This is a genomic window from Chryseobacterium gambrini (assembly GCF_900156825.1).
In the GTDB taxonomy this organism is placed as follows: Bacteria; Bacteroidota; Bacteroidia; order Flavobacteriales; family Weeksellaceae; genus Chryseobacterium; species Chryseobacterium gambrini.
Genome location: NZ_FTOV01000011.1, coordinates 111,985 through 131,338, shown reverse-complemented (window position 1 = coordinate 131,338; position 19,354 = coordinate 111,985). Strand labels below are relative to the sequence as shown.

The 19,354-nt window shown below is 35.7% G+C and carries 27 protein-coding genes; 7 read left to right on the top strand and 20 right to left on the bottom strand.

The genetic code is table 11. The features are described 5' to 3' along the window. Positions 1-20 precede the first annotated feature (20 nt). From BW951_RS17390 to greA, 5 genes are all read right to left on the bottom strand, one after another. Entirely contained in the window at positions 21-242 is a 222-nt protein-coding gene (locus BW951_RS17390; RefSeq protein WP_076395213.1) for a signal peptidase, read from the bottom strand. Positions 243-248: 6 nt separating this feature from the next. Next, complete coding sequence (locus BW951_RS17385) at positions 249-2,276, bottom strand: T9SS type A sorting domain-containing protein (protein ID WP_084196477.1); 2,028 nt, start codon at positions 2,274-2,276, stop codon at positions 249-251. A gap of 77 nt (positions 2,277-2,353) precedes the next feature. Then, positions 2,354-3,541, bottom strand: coding sequence for an ATP-dependent Clp protease ATP-binding subunit ClpX (clpX, locus tag BW951_RS17380; RefSeq protein ID WP_076395211.1), 1,188 nt, complete (start codon positions 3,539-3,541; stop codon positions 2,354-2,356). 76 nt (positions 3,542-3,617) lie between these two features. Further along, a complete protein-coding gene (locus BW951_RS17375) occupies positions 3,618-4,007 on the bottom strand; it encodes an HIT family protein (RefSeq protein ID WP_076395209.1) in 390 nt (129 codons plus the stop codon). A 54-nt stretch (positions 4,008-4,061) separates the two neighbouring features. After that, positions 4,062-4,532 (bottom strand): transcription elongation factor GreA, encoded by a 471-nt coding sequence (gene greA / locus BW951_RS17370; protein WP_076395207.1) that lies wholly within the window; start codon positions 4,530-4,532, stop codon positions 4,062-4,064. A 109-nt stretch (positions 4,533-4,641) separates the two neighbouring features. Between greA and BW951_RS17365 the strand changes: the two genes are divergently transcribed. After that, the gene (locus BW951_RS17365) at positions 4,642-5,094 is read left to right on the top strand and encodes a hypothetical protein (RefSeq protein ID WP_076395205.1); all 453 of its coding nucleotides are present in this window, start codon (positions 4,642-4,644) and stop codon (positions 5,092-5,094) included. 153 nt (positions 5,095-5,247) lie between these two features. Here the strand turns inward: BW951_RS17365 and BW951_RS17360 are convergent, their stop codons facing one another. Beyond that, entirely contained in the window at positions 5,248-6,645 is a 1,398-nt protein-coding gene (locus BW951_RS17360; protein WP_076395203.1) for a hypothetical protein, read from the bottom strand. Positions 6,646-6,807: 162 nt separating this feature from the next. Here BW951_RS17360 and BW951_RS17355 point away from each other — a divergent pair, with 162 nt between their 5' ends. The 3 genes from BW951_RS17355 to BW951_RS17345 are packed head-to-tail and all read left to right on the top strand — an operon-like array spanning position 6,808 to position 8,351. Beyond that, positions 6,808-7,179 carry a helix-turn-helix domain-containing protein gene (locus BW951_RS17355; protein WP_076395201.1) on the top strand — a complete coding sequence of 124 codons (372 nt, stop codon included), beginning with the start codon at positions 6,808-6,810 and terminating at the stop codon, positions 7,177-7,179. 9 nt (positions 7,180-7,188) lie between these two features. Beyond that, entirely contained in the window at positions 7,189-7,638 is a 450-nt protein-coding gene (gene dtd / locus BW951_RS17350; RefSeq protein WP_076395199.1) for a D-aminoacyl-tRNA deacylase, read from the top strand. A gap of 29 nt (positions 7,639-7,667) precedes the next feature. Further along, positions 7,668-8,351 (top strand): BamJ family beta-barrel-assembly machinery protein, encoded by a 684-nt coding sequence (locus tag BW951_RS17345; protein ID WP_076395197.1) that lies wholly within the window; start codon positions 7,668-7,670, stop codon positions 8,349-8,351. 79 nt (positions 8,352-8,430) lie between these two features. On the opposite strand, the gene BW951_RS17340 is transcribed toward BW951_RS17345, so the two are convergent. The 13 genes from BW951_RS17340 to BW951_RS17280 form a co-directional block, all read right to left on the bottom strand. Continuing rightward, complete coding sequence (locus tag BW951_RS17340; RefSeq protein WP_076395272.1) at positions 8,431-8,943, bottom strand: hypothetical protein; 513 nt, start codon at positions 8,941-8,943, stop codon at positions 8,431-8,433. Positions 8,944-8,995: 52 nt separating this feature from the next. Then, positions 8,996-9,535, bottom strand: coding sequence for a hypothetical protein (locus BW951_RS17335; RefSeq protein ID WP_076395195.1), 540 nt, complete (start codon positions 9,533-9,535; stop codon positions 8,996-8,998). Between the two features lie 168 nt (positions 9,536-9,703). After that, complete coding sequence (locus BW951_RS17330) at positions 9,704-11,080, bottom strand: DUF4153 domain-containing protein (protein ID WP_076395194.1); 1,377 nt, start codon at positions 11,078-11,080, stop codon at positions 9,704-9,706. Positions 11,081-11,088: 8 nt separating this feature from the next. Next, entirely contained in the window at positions 11,089-11,379 is a 291-nt protein-coding gene (locus BW951_RS17325; protein WP_076395192.1) for a hypothetical protein, read from the bottom strand. A gap of 2 nt (positions 11,380-11,381) precedes the next feature. Further along, positions 11,382-11,867, bottom strand: a complete 486-nt coding sequence (locus BW951_RS17320) for a Coq4 family protein (protein WP_076395190.1) — start codon at positions 11,865-11,867, stop codon at positions 11,382-11,384. 10 nt (positions 11,868-11,877) lie between these two features. Then, positions 11,878-12,177 (bottom strand): hypothetical protein, encoded by a 300-nt coding sequence (locus BW951_RS17315; protein ID WP_076395188.1) that lies wholly within the window; start codon positions 12,175-12,177, stop codon positions 11,878-11,880. An 11-nt stretch (positions 12,178-12,188) separates the two neighbouring features. Next, positions 12,189-12,563: a hypothetical protein gene (locus tag BW951_RS17310; RefSeq protein ID WP_076395186.1), complete on the bottom strand. Its 375-nt coding sequence runs from the start codon at positions 12,561-12,563 to the stop codon at positions 12,189-12,191. Continuing rightward, positions 12,564-13,403: a metallophosphoesterase gene (locus BW951_RS17305; RefSeq protein ID WP_076395184.1), complete on the bottom strand. Its 840-nt coding sequence runs from the start codon at positions 13,401-13,403 to the stop codon at positions 12,564-12,566. Positions 13,404-13,427: 24 nt separating this feature from the next. Continuing rightward, on the bottom strand, positions 13,428-13,718 hold the full coding sequence (locus tag BW951_RS17300; protein WP_076395270.1) for a hypothetical protein: 291 nt from the start codon (positions 13,716-13,718) through the stop codon (positions 13,428-13,430). Positions 13,719-13,784: 66 nt separating this feature from the next. Continuing rightward, complete coding sequence (locus BW951_RS17295; protein WP_076395182.1) at positions 13,785-14,075, bottom strand: winged helix-turn-helix domain-containing protein; 291 nt, start codon at positions 14,073-14,075, stop codon at positions 13,785-13,787. Positions 14,076-14,349: 274 nt separating this feature from the next. Then, the gene (locus BW951_RS17290) at positions 14,350-14,715 is read right to left on the bottom strand and encodes a hypothetical protein (RefSeq protein ID WP_076395180.1); all 366 of its coding nucleotides are present in this window, start codon (positions 14,713-14,715) and stop codon (positions 14,350-14,352) included. Next, positions 14,715-15,332, bottom strand: a complete 618-nt coding sequence (locus BW951_RS17285; protein WP_076395178.1) for a hypothetical protein — start codon at positions 15,330-15,332, stop codon at positions 14,715-14,717. The genes BW951_RS17290 and BW951_RS17285 overlap by 1 nt, the downstream gene beginning before the upstream one ends. 119 nt (positions 15,333-15,451) lie before the next feature. Beyond that, complete coding sequence (locus BW951_RS17280) at positions 15,452-16,216, bottom strand: enoyl-CoA hydratase/isomerase family protein (protein WP_076395176.1); 765 nt, start codon at positions 16,214-16,216, stop codon at positions 15,452-15,454. 270 nt (positions 16,217-16,486) lie between these two features. Here BW951_RS17280 and BW951_RS17275 point away from each other — a divergent pair, with 270 nt between their 5' ends. Genes BW951_RS17275 through BW951_RS17265 form a run of 3 tightly spaced genes read left to right on the top strand, consistent with a single transcriptional unit; the run spans position 16,487 to position 18,467 of the window. Continuing rightward, positions 16,487-17,032 (top strand): phage tail protein, encoded by a 546-nt coding sequence (locus tag BW951_RS17275; protein WP_076395174.1) that lies wholly within the window; start codon positions 16,487-16,489, stop codon positions 17,030-17,032. A gap of 33 nt (positions 17,033-17,065) precedes the next feature. Further along, the gene (locus tag BW951_RS17270) at positions 17,066-17,611 is read left to right on the top strand and encodes a phage tail protein (RefSeq protein WP_076395172.1); all 546 of its coding nucleotides are present in this window, start codon (positions 17,066-17,068) and stop codon (positions 17,609-17,611) included. Positions 17,612-17,639: 28 nt separating this feature from the next. Beyond that, the gene (locus BW951_RS17265; protein ID WP_076395170.1) at positions 17,640-18,467 is read left to right on the top strand and encodes a T9SS type A sorting domain-containing protein; all 828 of its coding nucleotides are present in this window, start codon (positions 17,640-17,642) and stop codon (positions 18,465-18,467) included. Between the two features lie 189 nt (positions 18,468-18,656). Here BW951_RS17265 and BW951_RS17260 read toward each other — a convergent pair whose 3' ends face one another. Continuing rightward, entirely contained in the window at positions 18,657-19,343 is a 687-nt protein-coding gene (locus BW951_RS17260) for an SMUG2 DNA glycosylase family protein (RefSeq protein WP_076395168.1), read from the bottom strand. Positions 19,344-19,354: the final 11 nt, after the last annotated feature.

Here is a 19,354-nt window from a genome sequence, read left to right as displayed (position 1 = left end):
AATAGTATTTTAATAAAATTTTATGCTTTCTTAGCTGTATACTTTTTAGTAAAAAATGCGATGAATAAAACAGCAATAATTCCTAATGCATACACATACATATCTATCGGTGAGGAAACTACAGTTCCTCCTGAACCGGATCCTCCGGTTCCCCCGTCACCAGGGTTTGGTGGTGCTTGTGCGCTCACCCATGATAGTGCAAAAAGAAAAAAAGTAGAGACCAGTTTATTAATAGTTTTCATATTCAATTATTTTAAGATTTTCGTGTTAACAATATCTCCTTTGTCTGAAACAACTTTTACTACGTAAGAATTCTTGATATTTTTATCCAATTCAATTACGAAGTCTCTAGAAGTCTCAACAGCTTTTTTAGAGATTACTAATTTACCACTCATATCATAAACTTCGATGTCTGCTTTTTTCCAATTAGGATCAAATCTAACGATATAGTTATCAATTGCAGGGTTGTAAACAACCAGTGTTCTTGATGGAGATTTAGTATCATTTGTTGCTAATACCACACCAGCCGGCTCTCCATAATATAGATCAGCTTCAGTAGTAATAGCAGAAGTAGTTCCACCCTGAACAGCTTGCTGTAAATTACCGTTAGCAGCCTTATAATAGAATCCGATTCCTGAAGATAACTGATGTACTCCGTTATTTACCAATTCACCGTTTTCTTTAACTTCAAATTTATATGACTTAACTACATTGGTATTATAATTAACCAGTTTAATGTTCTTACCTAAGAAATTAACTTCGTTAGCTTCATTAATATACAACCAATAGTTAAGATTATTGTTATCATACCCGCCATTTGGAGCTTCTTCAAAAGTACCGATAACATCTCCTCCTGTAGCAGAAGCCTGAACTGTTGTTGCAGATGATGTCTGGTGTCCTGTTGTAAAATTAGGATTTACCACATAATATGTTCTTCCAACTTCTTTACCATTAGCATCCAGAGCAATTACACCAAGTTGTTTTACAGTATTGGTAGTTCCTTTTTGTCCGAAGGTTGTATTTGCTGAAGATTTAGCAGCATTTACATTGTAGTCTACATTTGCAGCTCTAACAGTGCTATTGAATCTTCTCAGGGTAGAGAAATTCAATGTCTGTGCTGTATTATCTCTAAGCTTTAATACAAAAGTCTGCATCGGCTTGATGATAAGTCCTGTATCTCCTACAGGAACTCCTAATGTAGTATACGTCTGAACCTGAGCTCCGGTAGTATAGGTTCCCCCTCCTCCATTGCTTCCTCCTGCGTAACTAACTACTGTACCGGTAGTATATTTTACTCCCCATATATTAGATACAGCGTTTCCGTCTGTAACGCCGCCACTTTCAACATATCCTATTCTGGATAAATCAAGGTTAGTAAAATATGGATTACCAAACTGATAAATATTTTTACCGAAATTTCCTACGAATTTTCCAGTAGTATTAGAGAAATGATCCTGAAGATAAGTTGCATATTGCTCTCCATAAGTATTGTAACCAAGTCCGTTTGTTCCAAAAGAAACATTACCTGCATTCTGCAGACTCACTGCTGTAAGATCTTCAGAACGTACAGGAGCTCCGTTTAAGGTATAAACAGTACCTGTAGGGGTAGGTGCAATAGTTGGTAAAGTTGATGGCGGAGTACTTAAATCAAGATTGTTTGATCTTGATCCTAGCATATAATATGCCGGGGAATTAGGAGTTGTGTTGGCAAGATTTGTAACATGATCAGAAACCGCACTTGCGTTATTCCATGATAAAATCAAATCATTGTTAACAAATCCCGGATTGTTAAGGGTTCTTGTAGTCCCGAAAGTCTTGTTCAACTCTGTTGATAAAGTACTGTACGCTTTTCCGGCAAAAGGCAATGCCATTTGTTGGAAATAGTTTCCATTACCATTCTTAGCGGTTCTGTATTCCTTACTTACCACACCGGTAAGATTGCCTGCAGAAATACCATTAATATAAAGCTGACCGTAAGTGGAAGAATCGTAACTTCCCGGTGTATTAAGTCTTAAGACGATGTTTCCACCATCTGTTTTGTTGGCACCACCGGTGGTAATTGTTTTGAAAGCATCTGTCGGGGTGGCATCTACCATAACGTTCCCATGAACATCTACGATACCAGCTCCTCTGGTCTGGATTCCTCCTCCACTATATACCAAAGTACCTTCACTCACATACGTAGTAGCAGCGTCATCTACGTGTACTAGAACATTCTGCGCCTGAACAGAATAAGTAGCTGCCAATAAACCAATAGCAAATAAACTTTTTCTCATTGTATATAAATATTTGTGTGTTAATACAATATCTCAAATGCAAAGTTATGTTTTTTTTACTAAAAAACAAAAATATTTTATTTATTAACAAAAATATTATCCTCCGTTAATACTATTTCCTGTTGTTCACCTATGGAGAACATATAATCCTCAAGCACCTTTTCGGTGGTTCCTCTCAAGCCTCTTGCACCTAATCCTTTTTCAATAGTTTCTTCTACAATTTTTTCAATAGCCCCGTCTGTAAATTTCAGATCGGCTCCATCCATTTTAAAAAGTTCGATAAACTGATTGACAATTGAATTTTTAGGCTCCTTCATAATTCTTACCATTGTTTCTTTCGTAAGCTTATCAAGATAAGTAATGATCGGGAATCTTCCCAAAAGTTCAGGAATAAGACCGAAAGAACGAAGATCGATGGCATTAATATTTGTTAATATGTACTCGTCTTCATCCGTTTTGTTAATTTTTTCCGAACTGAAACCTATTGCCTGCTTGTTCATTCTTCTTTCGATGATCTCTTTGATCCCGTCGAAAGCTCCTCCTGCAATAAACAGAATATTTTGTGTATTCACCTGAATATATTTCTGATCCGGATGTTTTCTTCCTCCCTGTGGCGGAACATTTACAATACTGCCTTCCAACAGTTTCAGTAATCCCTGCTGAACTCCTTCTCCGGAAACGTCTCTTGTGATACTCGGATTATCTGATTTTCTGGCGATTTTATCAATTTCATCAATAAAAACGATTCCTTTTTCCGCTTTTTCCACATCATAATCGGCAACCATTAAAAGCCTTGAAAGAATACTTTCCACATCTTCACCTACATAACCAGCTTCCGTTAAAATCGTAGCATCCACGATACAGAAAGGAACATTCAGTTCTCTGGCAATGGTTTTTGCCAGCAGCGTTTTCCCTGTTCCCGTTTCACCGATCATGATGATGTTTGATTTTTCAAGCTCTACCTCTCTGTTTTCGTCCTGAGCGTGAAGTAATCTCTTGTAGTGATTGTACACAGCAATCGACAATTGTTTTTTTGCCTGATCCTGCCCGATGACATACTGATCGAGAAATTCTTTAATCTCTTTCGGTTTCTTAAGTTCGTTTATATTTTCTGCCGGAGCATAACCTGATTTTGAACTGCTGTCTTTCACGATTGCATGAGCCTGCTCGATACAATTTTCGCAAATAAAGCCGTTTTGACCCGAAATCAGCATCTGCACTTCATTTCTCTTTCTTCCGCAGAAAGAACATTGGTTTGAATTCATTTTTTATACGTAATATATAATAAGGTATAGAGTAAAGAAACTCGTAAAAATCTGCTTTACGAGTTTCTGTTATTTTTTAAGAATTAATAATAGAGTTCTGAATCTCAGTGTATTCTTCACCCGTAAGTTTTAAACGCTCATTTTTAAAATTCATGTCTTCCACGGTATTTAACGGGATGAGATGAATATGTGCATGAGGAACTTCTAATCCTACAACCGCCACACCCACTCTTACACACGGAATTGCTTTTTTAATTTTTTTGGCAACTTTCTGAGAAAAACCCCAAAGATTTTTATATTCTTCACTGTCCAGATCAAAAATTAAATCAACTTCTTTTTTGGGAACAACCAACGTGTGTCCTTTTACTAAAGGCATTGCATCCAGAAATGCAATAAAGTTTTCATCCTCGGCAATTTTATATGAGGGGATCTCGCCATTGATGATTTTTGTGAATATTGTGCTCATTTTTACTTAAAAATGTTTTTGATTAGAAATTAAACTTCAGTTCTTTTTCTTTCATTACAGGGTAATGTCCAATACTTCAAAAGACAGTTTGTTTCCGTTTGGTAAAGTAATATCTGCCGTTTCTCCTACCGCTTTTCCAAGCAATCCTTTTGCAATCGGTGTGTTTACTGAGATCTTTCCGGATTTCAGGTCGCTCTCGTTATCCGGAACCAGTGTAAACACCTGTTCCTGATTGGTTGCATTATTTTTAAGTCTTACTGTGGTAAGAATTGAAACTTTTGAAGTATCGAGCTGACTTTCGTCTATGATTTTTGAAGTGGAGATCACATCTTTCAGCTTAGAAATCCTCATTTCAAGCATTCCCTGAGCTTCTTTTGCCGCATCATATTCTGCATTTTCCGACAAATCTCCTTTGTCTCTTGCTTCTGCGATCTGCTGAGTAATTTTTGGTCTCTCTACAGTTTCCAACTGTTCCAGCTCAGCTTTCATTTTCTCTAATCCCTCCTTTGTAACATAGCTTGCCATAATTTTCAAAATTTAGTTTTAGTATAAAAAAATAATCCGACATTTGCCGGACAATGTTTTCGTGTAATAATCGTTTAATTTTTACAAATATATAAAAATTTAAATTGAAATGAAAAAAACTTTTTCAATATTATCTATCATCACATTATTGATTTTCAGTAATTTATCTATACATTCCTGCGGAAGCCGTGAAGACACCGTAAGTTGCTTTCCAAACAACCCGATCAACGTTACGCTAAATCTGAACCTCCCTGCTTACTATGCACTAAATCAGGTTGGTGGCTGGGTTTACATCAATGAGCAGCAATCCGGAACGAAGGGACTAATTGTGGTAAGAGCATCGGACAATTCTTTTAAAGCCTACGACAGAAACGCCCCTCACATTTGTCCCGATAACAATACGACTCTGGAAGTTCAGGACAACATCAGAATTGTCTGCCCGAAAGACAATGCCCAATGGATTTTATTAACCGGACAACCCACTGCTGTAGCCAATGTACAGCCGAAAACGTATCTTTACAATTATGATCCTTCAGGGAAAATTTTAAATATTTATTATTAGAAATAAAAACCGCAGAGATTTTCTGCGGTTTGGTTTTTATTTTAGCTTTTTATAAATTTTGTATACGAAATAGCAGACTATAATAAGAAAAATTAATGCTATAATCTGTAAAAAAAATAAACCAAAGCTGAACTCACTTATTGTTTCCATATTTTATAAATCTATAAATTCAATACTAACAATATTCCCCGTATTAATGTTAATTTTAACTTTTATCATAACCCTATCTTTATACACGGTTCCTAAACCTTCTAAAAATACATTATAATTTTCAAGACCAGTTACTTCAACAGTTAAAATATTTGAACTTGTATTTTGGCTATAGTCTAGCTGAGTGAAACTCCAAACACCCAAAGTTAAGCCATATTCAGTAGATGTTACACTGTCAAAAGCCCAAACATTATTAACTTTTTTTAATTTAATTCTAACCTCTTCTCCACTTCCCCAAACTCCTGTTCGTTTTACTCTTGCTGAAACTACTTTTTCCGAACCGTTATCTTGTAAAACCGAACTTTCAGTTATTAAATTACTGTTTTTTAATGCTAAACTTGATTTAAAATCTTGTAAATTATTAAATAAAATAGAATTATTTCCATTTACAGTGCTATCGAAGGATAAACTATTTTGATTGAAAAACCAATCTTGAAACTGCTGAACAGTAGTCGTAGGATTTTGATTAAAAAAACTAATCATAAAATTATACATACTTCCGTCTATCGCGTTATAGGTAATCAGTTCAACAATTTTGGTTCTGTTATCTGCACTTAGCTGATTAAATAAATTCCAGTGATAGGCATTTGTATTATTCATGATAAGTTCCAAAGCATTGAATCCTCCGCCATAACTTCCATACTCGCCAGTGCCTCCATAGCTTCCGCTGCCTGTAGTAAAACCTCCCGCGTCCTGCTCCTGATTACAGTACTGGCTTACATATACATCATAATAAGGCTGCTGATCTGCTGTACCGCTGCATGCTTCTCCCGGCGCATGCCCATCTCCTGCTGTACATCTAACGGCAGTAATGGTAACATAGTAGTGACAGGGTGAAGATTTGGAACTTACATTCGTTTTTTCATTTGTACTTACCACAACGCCATTGTTGTAACGAACCGTTTGTAACAGTTCATCAGTTTCGTTACTAAATTCTACTTTTCCTGTAAAATTTTCTATTTTGTTATTTACCGTTTTATTTTCAGGGATATATTTTGCTTTGTAAAAAGATTCTTTTCCGTTATTATCAACAGAATACACCAAAATTTCAAAGTCTGAATCTGCATTCCGTATAAGGGTAGAATAAGAGGTAATGTCCGGCTTTGTTATTACAAGTACTTTGCTCTTATCATTTAAAGCATTAAGACTATTTTTGGAATTCTCTTTTTTGCTTTTTGCGCGGGAAATAAAAGAGCTGAATTGCGGGACCTTCTGCATATCATACAGTGCTTTGGTTACCTCATGGCTGTACTGGTTGTTTTCTTCGTTAATAGTTTCTGTTCTGCATCCCTGCAATAAGAATACCAATGCCATAAGCATCAGGAAATAAGATTTTTTCATTTTGTATTGAATTAAAAATTTGATGCTTCAAATATATATTTTATTCCGATACCTTACTGTTCTATTTTCGGGAATCTATTCTCTTTTTTCGGGAGGAATAAATTTTATGAATTGGAAAGATAGTTTTTGTTACTTTTGTTATCAGTATAATATTAGATCACAATGAACATTCAGATAGGAAGTAAAATAAGAAGATTGAGAGAAACTAAAGGTTTTTCTCAGGAAGAAATGGCTGAAAGGCTGCAAATTTCCCGTTCAGCATACAGCCGTATAGAAATGGGTGAAACAAACTCTTGGGTTAATCATATTGAGAAGTTATGCGAAAATTTAGATATCAAACCGGAAGATTTTTTTATTAATTCTGAGAACAACATAAATACAAATCAGGATAACGCTTCTGCTGTTCAGTCTAATCCTCATCATGATACTCACATCACCATCAATCAATTATCTGAGAAAGTAATTGAAATGTATGAAGAACGCATCCGAGAGCTGAAAGAACAGGTAGAATTCTGGAAAACAAAGAACAGTTAAAAATTTGTAATGAAAGTTGTCATACAAAGAGTTTCAGAATCCAGCGTAAAAGTGGATGGGAAAATAGTCGGGGAAATCGGAAACGGACTAATGCTTCTGGTAGGAATTGATGAAAATGATGAAAAAAGCGATGCAGACAGGCTTGTACAGAAAATCTTAAACCTCAGGATTTTTGGAGATGAAGATGGGAAACTGAATCTTTCTGTTCAGGAAATTCAGGGAGAGATATTATGCATCAGTCAGTTTACGTTGATTGCCGATTACAAAAAAGGAAACCGCCCTTCTTTCATTAAAGCAGCAAAACCGGATAAAGCCATTCCTTTGTTTGATTATTTTAAAGAAGAAATTTCAAAATCCGGACTGAAAACCGAGAGCGGAATTTTCGGAGCAGACATGAAAGTTTCGTTAATTAATGACGGACCGGTAACAATTGTGATGGATTCCGTTACAAAAGCTTAAATTCGCAGAAAATATATTTACATTCAACAATGAAAAAAACGTTATTTACCTTAGTTCTTTTAACAGGAGTAAATCTTGCATTCGCTCAGAAATCTTATACAGACGAGCAGAAAGCTTCTTACTACATCGGTCTTGATATTGCTGAAAACATGAAGAAGCAGGGCTTTCCGGCAGATCCTGAATTACTGGCACAAGGTTTTAAAGATGCTTTCGGAGATAAGCCAAGTTTATTCCCGAAAGAAGAAATGGGAACTTTTTTACAAGGCTTTATGCAGAAGCAGAACGAAAAAAAACAGGCTGAAGCAAAAGTAAAAGCAGAGGAAAACAAAAAGAAAGGTGCTGAGTTTTTAGCTAAAAATAAACTGAACAAGAACATAAAAACCACAGCAAGCGGTTTACAATATGAAGTTCTTAAAGAAGGCGATGGTAAAGTAAAACCAACTGCTTCAAGTACTGCAAACGTAAAATACACCGGAAAATTAATGGACGGAACCGTTTTCGATTCTACGGATAAAAACGGAGGACAACCGATCGAATTAAATCTTTCAGGCGTTATCAAAGGTTGGACAGAAGGAATCCAACTGATGTCGAAAGGTGCAAAATACAGATTCTACATTCCGGCTGATCTTGCATACGGAGACAACGGAGCAGGTGGCGTAATTCCTCCGGGAGCCACTCTTATTTTTGATGTTGAACTGGTAGATTTTAAATAATCTTTCCTGTTAAAAAATAGCAAAAACGTCTTTCAGATTTCTGAAAGACGTTTTTTTAAAATAAACTTTTATAAAAAAACTAATTTGCAGGAACACTGCTGAAATTTAGTGCGATTCTAAGGTTCATGTCAGAACTTGTCTGGTTCTTCAGTTCATAAACCGTTCTTACGGTAACCCCCGTACTTTTTACTACCTCATCCAAAAATCCTGAGGTTGCAAGATCAAGATTCAAACTTGATGCATCTGTAGAAATATTGGATCTCGAAGCAACCAGTCTTTCGGCCGTTCCGCTGGATGATATGTATACTTTTATGGATTTAAAAGCATTCAGGCTTCCTCCTGTAGGAGAAACAACAGAAACTTTTGCATCCGATATTCTTACGTCTTTAATTTTTGCATTGTTATTTCCTCCAAACCAAGTCTGAACGTTGGAAGCGGTAGAAGTAGAAGAAACTTCTTTATCTGCGGGAACTCCTGTGGAAACTAACACATTGGCTGTATAAGGAAATGTATTCTGAACCAACGACTGCACCGTTCCACAACTTACCAGAGCTACTGAAGCTACTGCCGCCGTCAAAAATATATTTTTCATAATGATAAATTTTAACATTGTCTTTGCAGAAACTGTACCAAAATGATGAAAATTATTCTATACTTACGGTAAAACTGCCTTTGGTATTTCCGGAAGCCATATTACTTTTGCCGATCATAAGCCACACTTCTCCTTTACCTTTTACGTCATATGTAATTTCTCTTCCGAAAGGTCCGTCATAATCTCCGTTGGGAAGTTTGATCTGGTTAAAGCGGATGTTGAAATCCTTTTCATTGGTCGAAATTTTTGCCTTTATTTTAGATTGATCGAAATTGATGATTTTAAGAATAAATTCCTGTCCGTCTTTTGTAAATTCTTCTCCTAAAGTTAACGGAAACTGTTCTGCATCTACCGTTCTGGTAATCTGTCCGTCCTTCACACTTCTCATGACTCCGGTTTTAAGAACTTCTTTGGTTTTCGGCGCGTTGTTGATCACAGAATCCTTCATTTTTACGGCTGCGGAATCCATTTTCGGAGCAGTATCAGATTGTTCGCTTACGATTACTGAATCATTTTTCTGAGTTTCTGCCGGAGCAGATTCTTTTTGACATGAAACAATAAGTAACGGTATGAGCAATAAGAATTTTTTCATAATAATAATTTTTAAGCACGATCTAAGCCGTCTTGATTTTTAAAGTTTATTAAGATGCCAAAATTGTTCCATTGATTATTTAGATGATTTTTTGATGACAATCTTTTCTGATTGATTAAAAAAACCTCACAGTTTTTTGAAACCTGTGAGGTATGAACAGCAATCAACTTATTTCAAATTCTGATAATACAGAACTTTAGAAAGAAATGTTTCATTTTGTTGGAATTTCACTCTTTCTAAATTTAAAATTTCGGATTTTAAAGCATTATCATGTTTCTCTTCCGCATATTTTAATAATTGTTTTTCGCTGAAATTAATTTGAGTTTTATGGTAGTTTAAAGCAAAGTCTTTACGTTTTCTATTTTCAGAAGTAATGATTCCGCCCCAATTGATGTAGCTGCAAACAAGGATTACTCCGTAAATATACCAAGCCATCGTATTGAAAAGGAAAACGTTTCTTTTTTGCTTCTGAATTTTAATAAAAGTGGTGAACAAACCAATTAAAGCCAATATCAAAAATGCATAAACCCCCAATCTTTTGTAGGTAAACCCATAATTGATGATGTATTCTGAGTTTTTCACCATGGCAGAGATAACGAGAACGGCATTCAGGAAAATCCAGACTTTGGCTAACATTTTCATTAGTCCGGCTTTCGGATCAAAATTGAAATTCGATTTAAAGTAAAACATGATCACCAGAATCGACATGATGATCGACAGAATGACTGCATTTACTCTTTCATGTGTTTCTTCGGAGAGTTTTACAGGACTTTTTACTGACTCGTAAAACTGTTCATAGTTGTAGGTGATGATGAAAAAGACGAGCAGAATATTCAGCGCAAATAAAGAAATCACACCGCTCATTCTTTCTGCATCCAGATCAAGAAAAGAATAGGTGGCTTTCTGAATTTTATCTTTCTCCCCGAAATTGTTATCCAGCAATCTGTTGCTTTTGTAAATAAAACGTTCAACGGCGAAATTCCAGTAATTGAATGCGATAAAAAAGCCTAAAACAATCATAGCAAAAAGCTGCCAGAAATTAATATCCAGCTCCACATTCGTGAATAAATTGGCAAAATGATCGCTTCCTGCGGAATAAATTCCGAAGAAAACAGAGATCAGAATTAAAGGAATTATGACAAAAGCCAGTGTTTTCTGCCACAAACCGGAAACGTTTCTTTTGGGAAGCCATGCATCGAAATTCAGGATTCTGAAAAACTCTGTAAAGCAGTTCGTTACAAAAACCGAAACCAGCAAAAGGATTTTCATCCTGCGGTTTCGGGATCTGTATCCTAACAATAACAGTGAACTGACAACCGCCAGAAAGGACGGAAAATCTCCGTACCACGCAAACGCAGCACTCGAAATAATGCTCGTTGCGAAAAGAAAAATAAACGTTTTGGTTCGGTTTCTTTCAGGTGTTCTGAAGAAAGTAAGTACGGCATAAATAATTCCGATAATTCCGAGATTGAGACCTACATTCTGATCATAAAATACAATAACAAAAAGCAGGGTCGTAAGAAATATATAGTGATGTGTTTTCATAGGTTAGTTTAAATGTTGGTGAAAATAATAAAGTAAAAGGCGGCAATCGGAATATTCAACAGAATCAGCAAAGCTGAGTTTCCGTGCGATTTTTTATCTGAAACATCTGTTAAAAAAGTCAGCAATTCGGAACAGAAAACAATCATGTTGACAACAATGGCAATAACAACATAATAAAATCCGAGCCATACAAAAAACCAAGATTCGGAGATCCAGAATGTCAGTAAGATGATGGTTCCAAGCAGCCATGAAATTAGAAACAGACTTTTTCCGACGGGACTAAATTTTACCCTTTCCATAATTAATATAAAACAGCGGTATTCTTCTGTTGAATGAAATCTTTCAGATGCTCAAAATTCTGCCAGAGCAAAGCTTCAAAATCCCACTGGTAAAACGGACGCATATTTTGTCCTTTTTTGTAGGCTTTGATGTAGATTTTGTAATATTCCGGTAAAATGACGCTTCCCAAAACAATCGCTGCCAAAAGATGGGCGTTGAGTTTTCCGTTTCCTAACAGGAGAAACTGCATGGCGATTTCGTCCTCAAAATTGGTTCCGCATCCTGTAATAAGATGATGAACATCGTGATTTTCCATTTTGGGAATCATCGTGAAACCATGTTTTTTATAAAATTCTCCCAATTTTCTGCCCAGAGAATCTTCCTGAAATTCCAGCAATTGTTTTTCGGTAAACTGCCACTGCCTTTTCTTTTTCTTGAAATAGGTTCTGTACAGTTTCTGGGTTTTATTGTAAACGAAAAGAAGAAATTTGACGCGTATTTTTTTCATAGTTTATATTTTAAATTGTTATTACACTCATTCCAATTACTATGTAAATCATTGCAAACGGTATATTGAGTAACATTATACCTGCCGATTTTAAGCAAACATTCAGCTTCGATTTATCAAAAATTCCATAAACAATTAGGATTAAAACTGCTATAAGATTAATATAGAATCCCCATCCTAATAACAGAAGTCCTCCTTCTATGAAACTGTTACTTTTTGTGAAAATATATCCGAAAAGACAAATATTTCCCAGTCCGAAAGAAAGCCAAAACAGAGTTTTTCCGATTGTTATGATTGTTTTTTCATTCATAGTTTATAATTTTAATCGATTTTAGTATAGACATGATTCATATCTGCGTTCAGAATAATTTTTGGTTTTTCAAAAAGTTTATTCGAAAAATAAGTATTACCTAATGCTGGTTCTCCATCACTTATATAATGTAGGATAATTGTGGAAACGAGCCCGTTACTTACCTCAAACCGACCTTTCCCATAAAATCCGCTTTCAAAATGTCCGTCACGGAATAAGATCAAAGTATCCGGTTGATGAGGAGCTTCAACACAGCAAATCGGATTTTCGTAATTTGTATTGACATATTTACCATACAGTGTTTTTTCTCTTAAAGGAAAATCTATGGTGAAAATTATGATCACCAATATTCCCAATGCAAAAATTTTTAGTCCCAGTTTCATCATTTATCCTTGCATTAAAGTAAAAACCGTAATTTCCGGACGCACCATAAAGCGAACCTGAAAAGAATGTCCCAAAGCACGGTTGATGTAAAGCATTCTTCCATCTTCAAGATCAATTTCTCCTGAAATATATTTTCTGTTTTCCACGGGAAGCAGAGGCGTAATGACTCCGGGAATTCTGCATTGTCCTCCATGCGTATGTCCGCTCAGAATCCATCCCTGATAACCATTCCAGATATCTTTATCACAGGCATCAGGATTATGACAGAGAATAATATTTGCCTTGGAAGGATCATAATCTTTCATCACTTTGTGCGGTGCAAAATTGGGCGACCATAAATCTTCAAAACCGATAAAATTGAGTCCGTTGCTTTCCTGTTTCGCATTATTCAGCATTGTGATTCCGAAGCCTTGCAGAACATTGCAGATATTGTCGGACGACTGAAGATCCTGCCAGTCTTTTCCATAATCGTGATTTCCCAGAATTCCGAATGTTGCCAGATTTCCCAACACAGCGTGCTTCATCACTTTTTTAAGGTCTTCCGTTTCTTTAGCTCCTCCCCGATTAACAAAATCTCCCGTGTACACCACAAAATCCGGATTGTATTTTTTAGCTTTCTGAAAAGAATCGATAATGAAATTCCAGTCGAAGCGGGTTCCAACATGAAGGTCGGAAATCTGCATCAGAATTTTTCCTTCAAGATCTTTGGGTAGATTTTTAATCGGAAGTTTCCGCTCTACAAACTCCAGCCAAAACGGTTCGATCTGCCATGAATAGAGAAGAGGAAATGCTCCTATTACAGAAAGCTGAAAGATCTTTTTTAAAAATGTTTTCCTGTTCATTTATGTTTTAGTTTTTTTACAACATTAGCTTCCCGCAAAAGGAGTTTCGAAAAGCCCGACTGCCAGTTCGATCCACACTAAAGCCAGAGCTAATAAAATCGCAAAGCAGATCAGCAGTTTATACCTTAAAGATTTTTTCGAACGGATGACAAGATTGATGAAAAATGCAGTTCCGAAAAGTAAAATTCCGGCAATAATAAAATCAGCAGGTGACCAGTTCCAGCCTTCTGCAAAAAGATTGGCAAAAAATGCCGTAAGCATTAATAATGCAGGAACTGCGAAAATGATGGTTGTTTTTTGTTTTTCTAAAGTCATAATTTTCATTTTAAATTATTAAAAGTACTTTGTATTTCAAAGTTTAAAAATAAAAAAATTTAATCTCTATTTTCCGAGTAATTTTTCCAAAGCATTAAGATGTTCTGTAAAGGCTTCTCTTCCACTTTGGGTTACGCGATACGATGTTTTGGGTTTCTTGCCCACAAATTCTTTCTTCACTTCTATATATGCTGCTTTTTCCAGCGCGTTGCTGTGACTGGCAAGATTTCCGTCCGTAATTTCCAGCAGGCTTTTCATTTCTGAAAAATCAACCCAGTCGTTTACCATGAGAACAGACATAATGCCCAATCTTACACGGCTTTCGAATTCTTTATTGAGTTGATTTATATTTATCATTTTAATTTATAAAATTAATTTCTTTTTCATTAAATAGCCATTATTAGCTTTAACAGATAAATAACTGAAATACTTATAATTAAGGATATGACTCCGACAACTATAAACCAATTTCCTGCAATCTCTTTATATTTAGTTGAATAGAAATCAAATGTGTCAACTAGTTTTAGTTCTTTCATTGAGCTAAAATGCAATAATTCTATTTCATTATTAAATTCCTTCAATACATTATTTTTTGTATTAAAAGAAAAGTATTTGCTATTATCTGTCTTACCTAAAACATAATTTCCATTTTCTCGTATCTCTGAAATAGAAGAAACAACAGTCTCTCCATTTTTTTCAATAGATGATTGTTCTGGTAAATAAATAATAACTGACAGTCGTTTTCTAAAGGAACATACCAACAATCACCAAATCCTATGTCTATATTTTTCTTTTCCGAAACAATAGATGAACCTATAATTGCACAAAAATACAAAGTATAAAATCCCGCAAACGGTGCTAAAAACGCCAATAAAATTTTTCTTTTTTTCCTTTCTTTACTACAAAAAGCTGTAATTAAGCCTCCTATAATAGCAATAATAGAACTTAATATCAATATTATGATGAGGTGAAATAACATCACAAAACCTATTCCCATTATTTATACTTCTTATGCATTATCAATCCATACACAATATGCAAAGCCCCAAATCCGATTGTCCAAAAAACCAATCCCCATCCTAAAAAGAACAAAGAAATTAATCCTAAAACAATCTGACAATAGCCTAAATATTTTATATCTGTTAACGTGTATCGTTCCGCACTTACCAGAGCCAGTCCGTAGAACAGCAATGTTGCCGGAGCAATAAATACAAAAAGATGATGATAAAGAAGTGCCAGACAAAAGAAGCCTCCCGTTACCAAAGGAACTGCAAAGGTAACCAAAAGTCTTTTAGTGGTTGCATCCCAAATCTTCAAACCTTTCTTTCTGCTTTTGTTGGCTGTAAAAATATAACCACTGAGCAATGCCACACCCAGAATAACAACTCCAGTTACAACAAGTTCTTTTACCAATGACGGTCCGAAAATATTTCTTTCTCCATCAAAATAATCAATTCCCTCTCTCTGAAAAACAAAATAGACATACACTGCTCCTATAATTGCCGCTAATCCCGCAACAACTCCGGACAACCCGCTCAAAGAAATAAATCTGGAAGAACGCTCCATCATAGAGCGAATGTGTGATAAGTCTTCGTGATAGTTTTTTGATTCCATAAAAAGAACTTTGAATTACAAAGTTATTATTTATTTTGAATCTGCAAAATATTTTTTTGGGAAATTTAGAATTTATTTCAAAAAAAAGCCGCTGATTTCTCAACGGCTCAATGTATAAATTACTTTGCTCTTAATCGTTCTTTAATGGATTCAATATTCTTTTTTGCAGAATCTTCCAGAATCAGACTTGCACTCATATGAATTCTTGCAGGCATCAGTTCGTTGAAATGATCTGTTCCTTCCCACGAAACCTTTTTTATTAATGCCAAAGCATCGCTGCTTCTTGAAGCCAGTGTCTGAAGGAATTTTTCAAGCTTGGTATCCATTTCTTCAATAGTTTCTGAAACCGAATGATAAATATTGTGCTGTTCTGCCCATTCTGCAGATCTGAAATCTGCATCAATCGCCATGGCTGAAAACTGAGACTTTCCGATTTTTCTTTCCACATAAGGTCCGATCACAAAAGGTCCGATTCCCAGATTGATTTCCGTTAAAGCTAATGCCGAATCTTTTGTAGCGAAACAATAATCTGCTCCACAGGCAATTCCTACTCCACCGCCGGTTGTTTTCCCCTGAACTCTTACCACAACTATTTTACCACAGTTTCTCATGGCATTCAGAACTTTGGCAAAGCCTCCGAAAAATTTTGTCGATTTATCCAGTTCTTCAATTTCCAGAAGTTCATCAAAACTGGCTCCTGCGCAGAAAGCTTTTTCACCTTCACTTTTTACAAGAATGGCTTTTACATTCTCTTTTGCTCCTTCATTTAAAATAGTCTGTGCTAATTTTTCAAGAATTGCTCCCGGAAGAGAATTGCTTTTGGGTGTTCCGAATGTAATTTCGGCAATATTGTTCTTTAGTTCTGATACTACAAATTCGCTCATTTTTAGTTTTAATTGGATTTCTGCAAAAATACTAATTACAGGAATTTTAATGATTGTTTTATTCAAATATTTATGCCCTGAATATTTTTTACAATTCTCATTACGTAGAAATACGTAATCTTAAATTTGGTATTTTCTACTCTACTGTGAATTATTCTATTGTCGTTACTTTGACATGTCAATAAGACATAAGTTTTTAAAGATTTTTTGGCGGTATCCGAAAAGCCATGAACAGAGTAGGAATTTAAAAAAACTGAAAATTATATTATCATGGACGACGAATTAATGGGCGTAATCAAAGTATTCGCAGGCAATTTTGCACCTAGAGGCTACATGTTCTGCAATGGTGCTTTACTAAGTATTGCTCAAAACACTGCGCTTTTCTCAATTTTAGGAACAACCTATGGAGGTGATGGTATTAATACATTTGCTTTACCTAATCTTAACGGACGTACTCCTATCGGACAGGGAAATTCAACTACAGGAAAATCTTACGTTTTAGGAGAAGTTGGCGGAACACCACAAGTAACTTTACTTTCTTCTAATTTACCAAGTTTTACCAGTCAATTGAAAGTTGCAAACACCAATGCAACATCAGTAACTCCAACTTCCGTATCTTCTATTGCCATCACAGGACAGCCGAACGGAAGACAGTTTGATGCTATTCCAAGCTTCGTAGATGGAACTCCGGACACTCCTATTAATGCGATGTCTGTAACTTATTCAGGACAAAATTCACCTGTTAATATAATGCCTCCGTATGTAGGGCTTAATTATATTATCTGCGTAGAGGGAATTTATCCATCAAGACCATAATTTTAAAACTAATAACAACCAAATACGATAATCATGGACGAAGAATTAATAGGAACCATCAAATTATTTGCAGGAAATTTTGCACCAAGAGGATATATGTTGTGCAATGGCGCATTATTAAACATCAATCAAAATCAGGCACTTTTTGCCATTCTGGGCAACACTTACGGAGGAGACGGGAGAACAACATTTGCATTACCGAATCTTAATGGTCGTGCGCCTTTTGGAGCTGGTGCTTCTAATACCGGAAAAAGTATTGCTCTCGGGGAAGCTTCAGGAAGTCCGCAGACAACTATTTTACAGCAAAACCTTCCAAGCTTTAACAGTCAGTTGAGAATAGCTAATACCAATGCAACATCTGTAACTCCAAATCCGGCTTCTTCGATTGCCATTACAGGACAACCGAACGGAAGACAATTTGATGCTATTCCTAGTTTTGCGGATACTGCTCCAAATACAGCTATTAACGGAACATCTGTGGTACATGTTGGACCAAATCTTCCTATGAACACAATGCCTCCGTATTTGGGGATGAATTATATTATCTGTGTTCAGGGTATTTTCCCATCCAGACCATAAACAAAAAACCAACCTAAATATTTAAATCATGAAAAGCACTACCATTTTATTAATCTTTAGCCTGTTCATTTCTACCTTTTCAAATGCGCAGACCAGTACAGAGCAGTTTGAAACCGAATCAGTCGGAAGTACAAGTTTTACTGATAATGGAGTGATCTTTAATATTATATCCGGTGTGGCTACCTACGACATCTACGCGCTTAGCGGAGGCGGATGGAATGGTACAGCAGCTGATAACAGATTTATAGACAATACAGGAACAGCAACTGCACAGTATGCCAACTCATCATTGACTATAAAGACAACCTCAAATCTTTTTAAGGTAAACAGATTCTGGGTATATTTAACAGACAGACTTAATGTACTTTCTGCTCCGGGAACACTAACCGTAACCGGGAAGCTTTCCGGTGTAACAAAATTTTCCCAGACAAAAAGCACTGGTTTTACAACCTCAATCTCTACCAATAATGGATTTACGCTTATTGACCTTACGAATCTGAATGGCCAGAACTACAGCAATATCGTTCTTGATGAGCTTGTTGTAACAATAGGCGGGGACTTCCGTTATATGGCATTGGATGCTTTTACATGGGTAAAAGATACCGGACTTGTATTAGCCGCCAATGAAGTAAAACCATCGAAAAAAGATTCAGGGGTTTATCCTAACCCGACTAACGGTCCGCTAACCATTAAAACTGACGAAAATACTAAGTTTGAGGTATACAGCCAGGCCGGACAATTGGTAAAAACAATTGAAACCCAAAAAGGAATCAATGAAACAGACATTTCAGAGCTTCCGAAAGGTGTTTATACGGTAAAGTCTTCCAGAGAATCTTATAAAATTATTAAAAAGTAATACGCTTATTATTAAAGTAAGAACTAATAACCATGAAATTCATTAGGATAAGCGATTGTACCGTGAAAGATTTTAAAGCATAATATTGTGATGATATCCCCTGAGAGATCGGGGGATTATCATATTTTCCCTCGTTCTGGCGATATTTATTATCACCGTTCTAAAACTCTCTGAGAAATTCAGAGAGTTTTAATTTTTCAGTGTGAGAATATATTTATCGATATATAATTGTTTCTCTTTGGATTTATACTGCTGAATGTATCTCGGATGTTCCAAAACCGTCATTTTTTCAAATAAATTGGCTTCCTTATTTAATTTTGAAATAAAATCTGCATTTTTTTTACCCAAAATAAAAACTTCTGAAGTGTCGAGATTTAGGGTGATATGCTTTTTTAAAGAATCAATCATGAAGTCTTTTACATCTTTAAAAAGCTCTTTATCATCATAATAATTGGCATTGATCCAGCTGCCTTTCGATTTTCTTACAATCGCCAAAGGAAATGGTGAGTTGATGTAAACCTCTTTATAAAATTCTTCTGCTCCACCATACTGCCCAATCACATCATACATAAAGACCGAAGAAACTTCGTGGGTGTGAGCAGATTCCATTTTAATTCCGCAAACCGCTTCCAGACGTTTGGTATCGGTAAACGGAACGCCTGTAACTCCGGCTCCGTGACGACTTGGGTTAATTCCGATTAAAAATTTCCTTTGATGGCTGTCATTGTAATATTTCTGATAAAACTTTTCCATGACAATCATGGTTTCAGGATTATCGAGATATGGGTTTAAAACCTGAAAATCATCGGGAAGATTTCCGGAGTAATGTAAGTTTCGATTAAATTCTACTACTTCCTCAGCAAAAGTTTTCGTCATATTTGGTTTTT

Coding starts and splice junctions, on each gene's coding strand:
- BW951_RS17275 (WP_076395174.1), top strand. CDS start 16,487: ATGGACGACGAATTAATGGGCGTAATCAAAGTATTCGCAGGCAATTTT.
- BW951_RS17340 (WP_076395272.1), bottom strand. CDS start 8,943: ATGAAAAATATATTTTTGACGGCGGCAGTAGCTTCAGTAGCTCTGGTA.
- clpX (WP_076395211.1), bottom strand. CDS start 3,541: ATGAATTCAAACCAATGTTCTTTCTGCGGAAGAAAGAGAAATGAAGTG.
- BW951_RS17260 (WP_076395168.1), bottom strand. CDS start 19,343: ATGACGAAAACTTTTGCTGAGGAAGTAGTAGAATTTAATCGAAACTTA.
- BW951_RS17315 (WP_076395188.1), bottom strand. CDS start 12,177: ATGAATGAAAAAACAATCATAACAATCGGAAAAACTCTGTTTTGGCTT.
- BW951_RS17320 (WP_076395190.1), bottom strand. CDS start 11,867: ATGAAAAAAATACGCGTCAAATTTCTTCTTTTCGTTTACAATAAAACC.
- BW951_RS17360 (WP_076395203.1), bottom strand. CDS start 6,645: ATGAAAAAATCTTATTTCCTGATGCTTATGGCATTGGTATTCTTATTG.
- BW951_RS17300 (WP_076395270.1), bottom strand. CDS start 13,718: ATGACTTTAGAAAAACAAAAAACAACCATCATTTTCGCAGTTCCTGCA.
- BW951_RS17335 (WP_076395195.1), bottom strand. CDS start 9,535: ATGAAAAAATTCTTATTGCTCATACCGTTACTTATTGTTTCATGTCAA.
- BW951_RS17295 (WP_076395182.1), bottom strand. CDS start 14,075: ATGATAAATATAAATCAACTCAATAAAGAATTCGAAAGCCGTGTAAGA.
- BW951_RS17330 (WP_076395194.1), bottom strand. CDS start 11,080: ATGAAAACACATCACTATATATTTCTTACGACCCTGCTTTTTGTTATT.
- BW951_RS17305 (WP_076395184.1), bottom strand. CDS start 13,403: ATGAACAGGAAAACATTTTTAAAAAAGATCTTTCAGCTTTCTGTAATA.
- BW951_RS17375 (WP_076395209.1), bottom strand. CDS start 4,007: ATGAGCACAATATTCACAAAAATCATCAATGGCGAGATCCCCTCATAT.
- BW951_RS17310 (WP_076395186.1), bottom strand. CDS start 12,563: ATGATGAAACTGGGACTAAAAATTTTTGCATTGGGAATATTGGTGATC.
- BW951_RS17280 (WP_076395176.1), bottom strand. CDS start 16,216: ATGAGCGAATTTGTAGTATCAGAACTAAAGAACAATATTGCCGAAATT.
- BW951_RS17325 (WP_076395192.1), bottom strand. CDS start 11,379: ATGGAAAGGGTAAAATTTAGTCCCGTCGGAAAAAGTCTGTTTCTAATT.
- BW951_RS17285 (WP_076395178.1), bottom strand. CDS start 15,332: ATGGAATCAAAAAACTATCACGAAGACTTATCACACATTCGCTCTATG.
- dtd (WP_076395199.1), top strand. CDS start 7,189: ATGAAAGTTGTCATACAAAGAGTTTCAGAATCCAGCGTAAAAGTGGAT.
- BW951_RS17385 (WP_084196477.1), bottom strand. CDS start 2,276: ATGAGAAAAAGTTTATTTGCTATTGGTTTATTGGCAGCTACTTATTCT.
- BW951_RS17390 (WP_076395213.1), bottom strand. CDS start 242: ATGAAAACTATTAATAAACTGGTCTCTACTTTTTTTCTTTTTGCACTA.
- BW951_RS17290 (WP_076395180.1), bottom strand. CDS start 14,715: ATGGGAATAGGTTTTGTGATGTTATTTCACCTCATCATAATATTGATA.
- BW951_RS17345 (WP_076395197.1), top strand. CDS start 7,668: ATGAAAAAAACGTTATTTACCTTAGTTCTTTTAACAGGAGTAAATCTT.
- BW951_RS17265 (WP_076395170.1), top strand. CDS start 17,640: ATGAAAAGCACTACCATTTTATTAATCTTTAGCCTGTTCATTTCTACC.
- BW951_RS17355 (WP_076395201.1), top strand. CDS start 6,808: ATGAACATTCAGATAGGAAGTAAAATAAGAAGATTGAGAGAAACTAAA.
- BW951_RS17270 (WP_076395172.1), top strand. CDS start 17,066: ATGGACGAAGAATTAATAGGAACCATCAAATTATTTGCAGGAAATTTT.
- BW951_RS17365 (WP_076395205.1), top strand. CDS start 4,642: ATGAAAAAAACTTTTTCAATATTATCTATCATCACATTATTGATTTTC.
- greA (WP_076395207.1), bottom strand. CDS start 4,532: ATGGCAAGCTATGTTACAAAGGAGGGATTAGAGAAAATGAAAGCTGAG.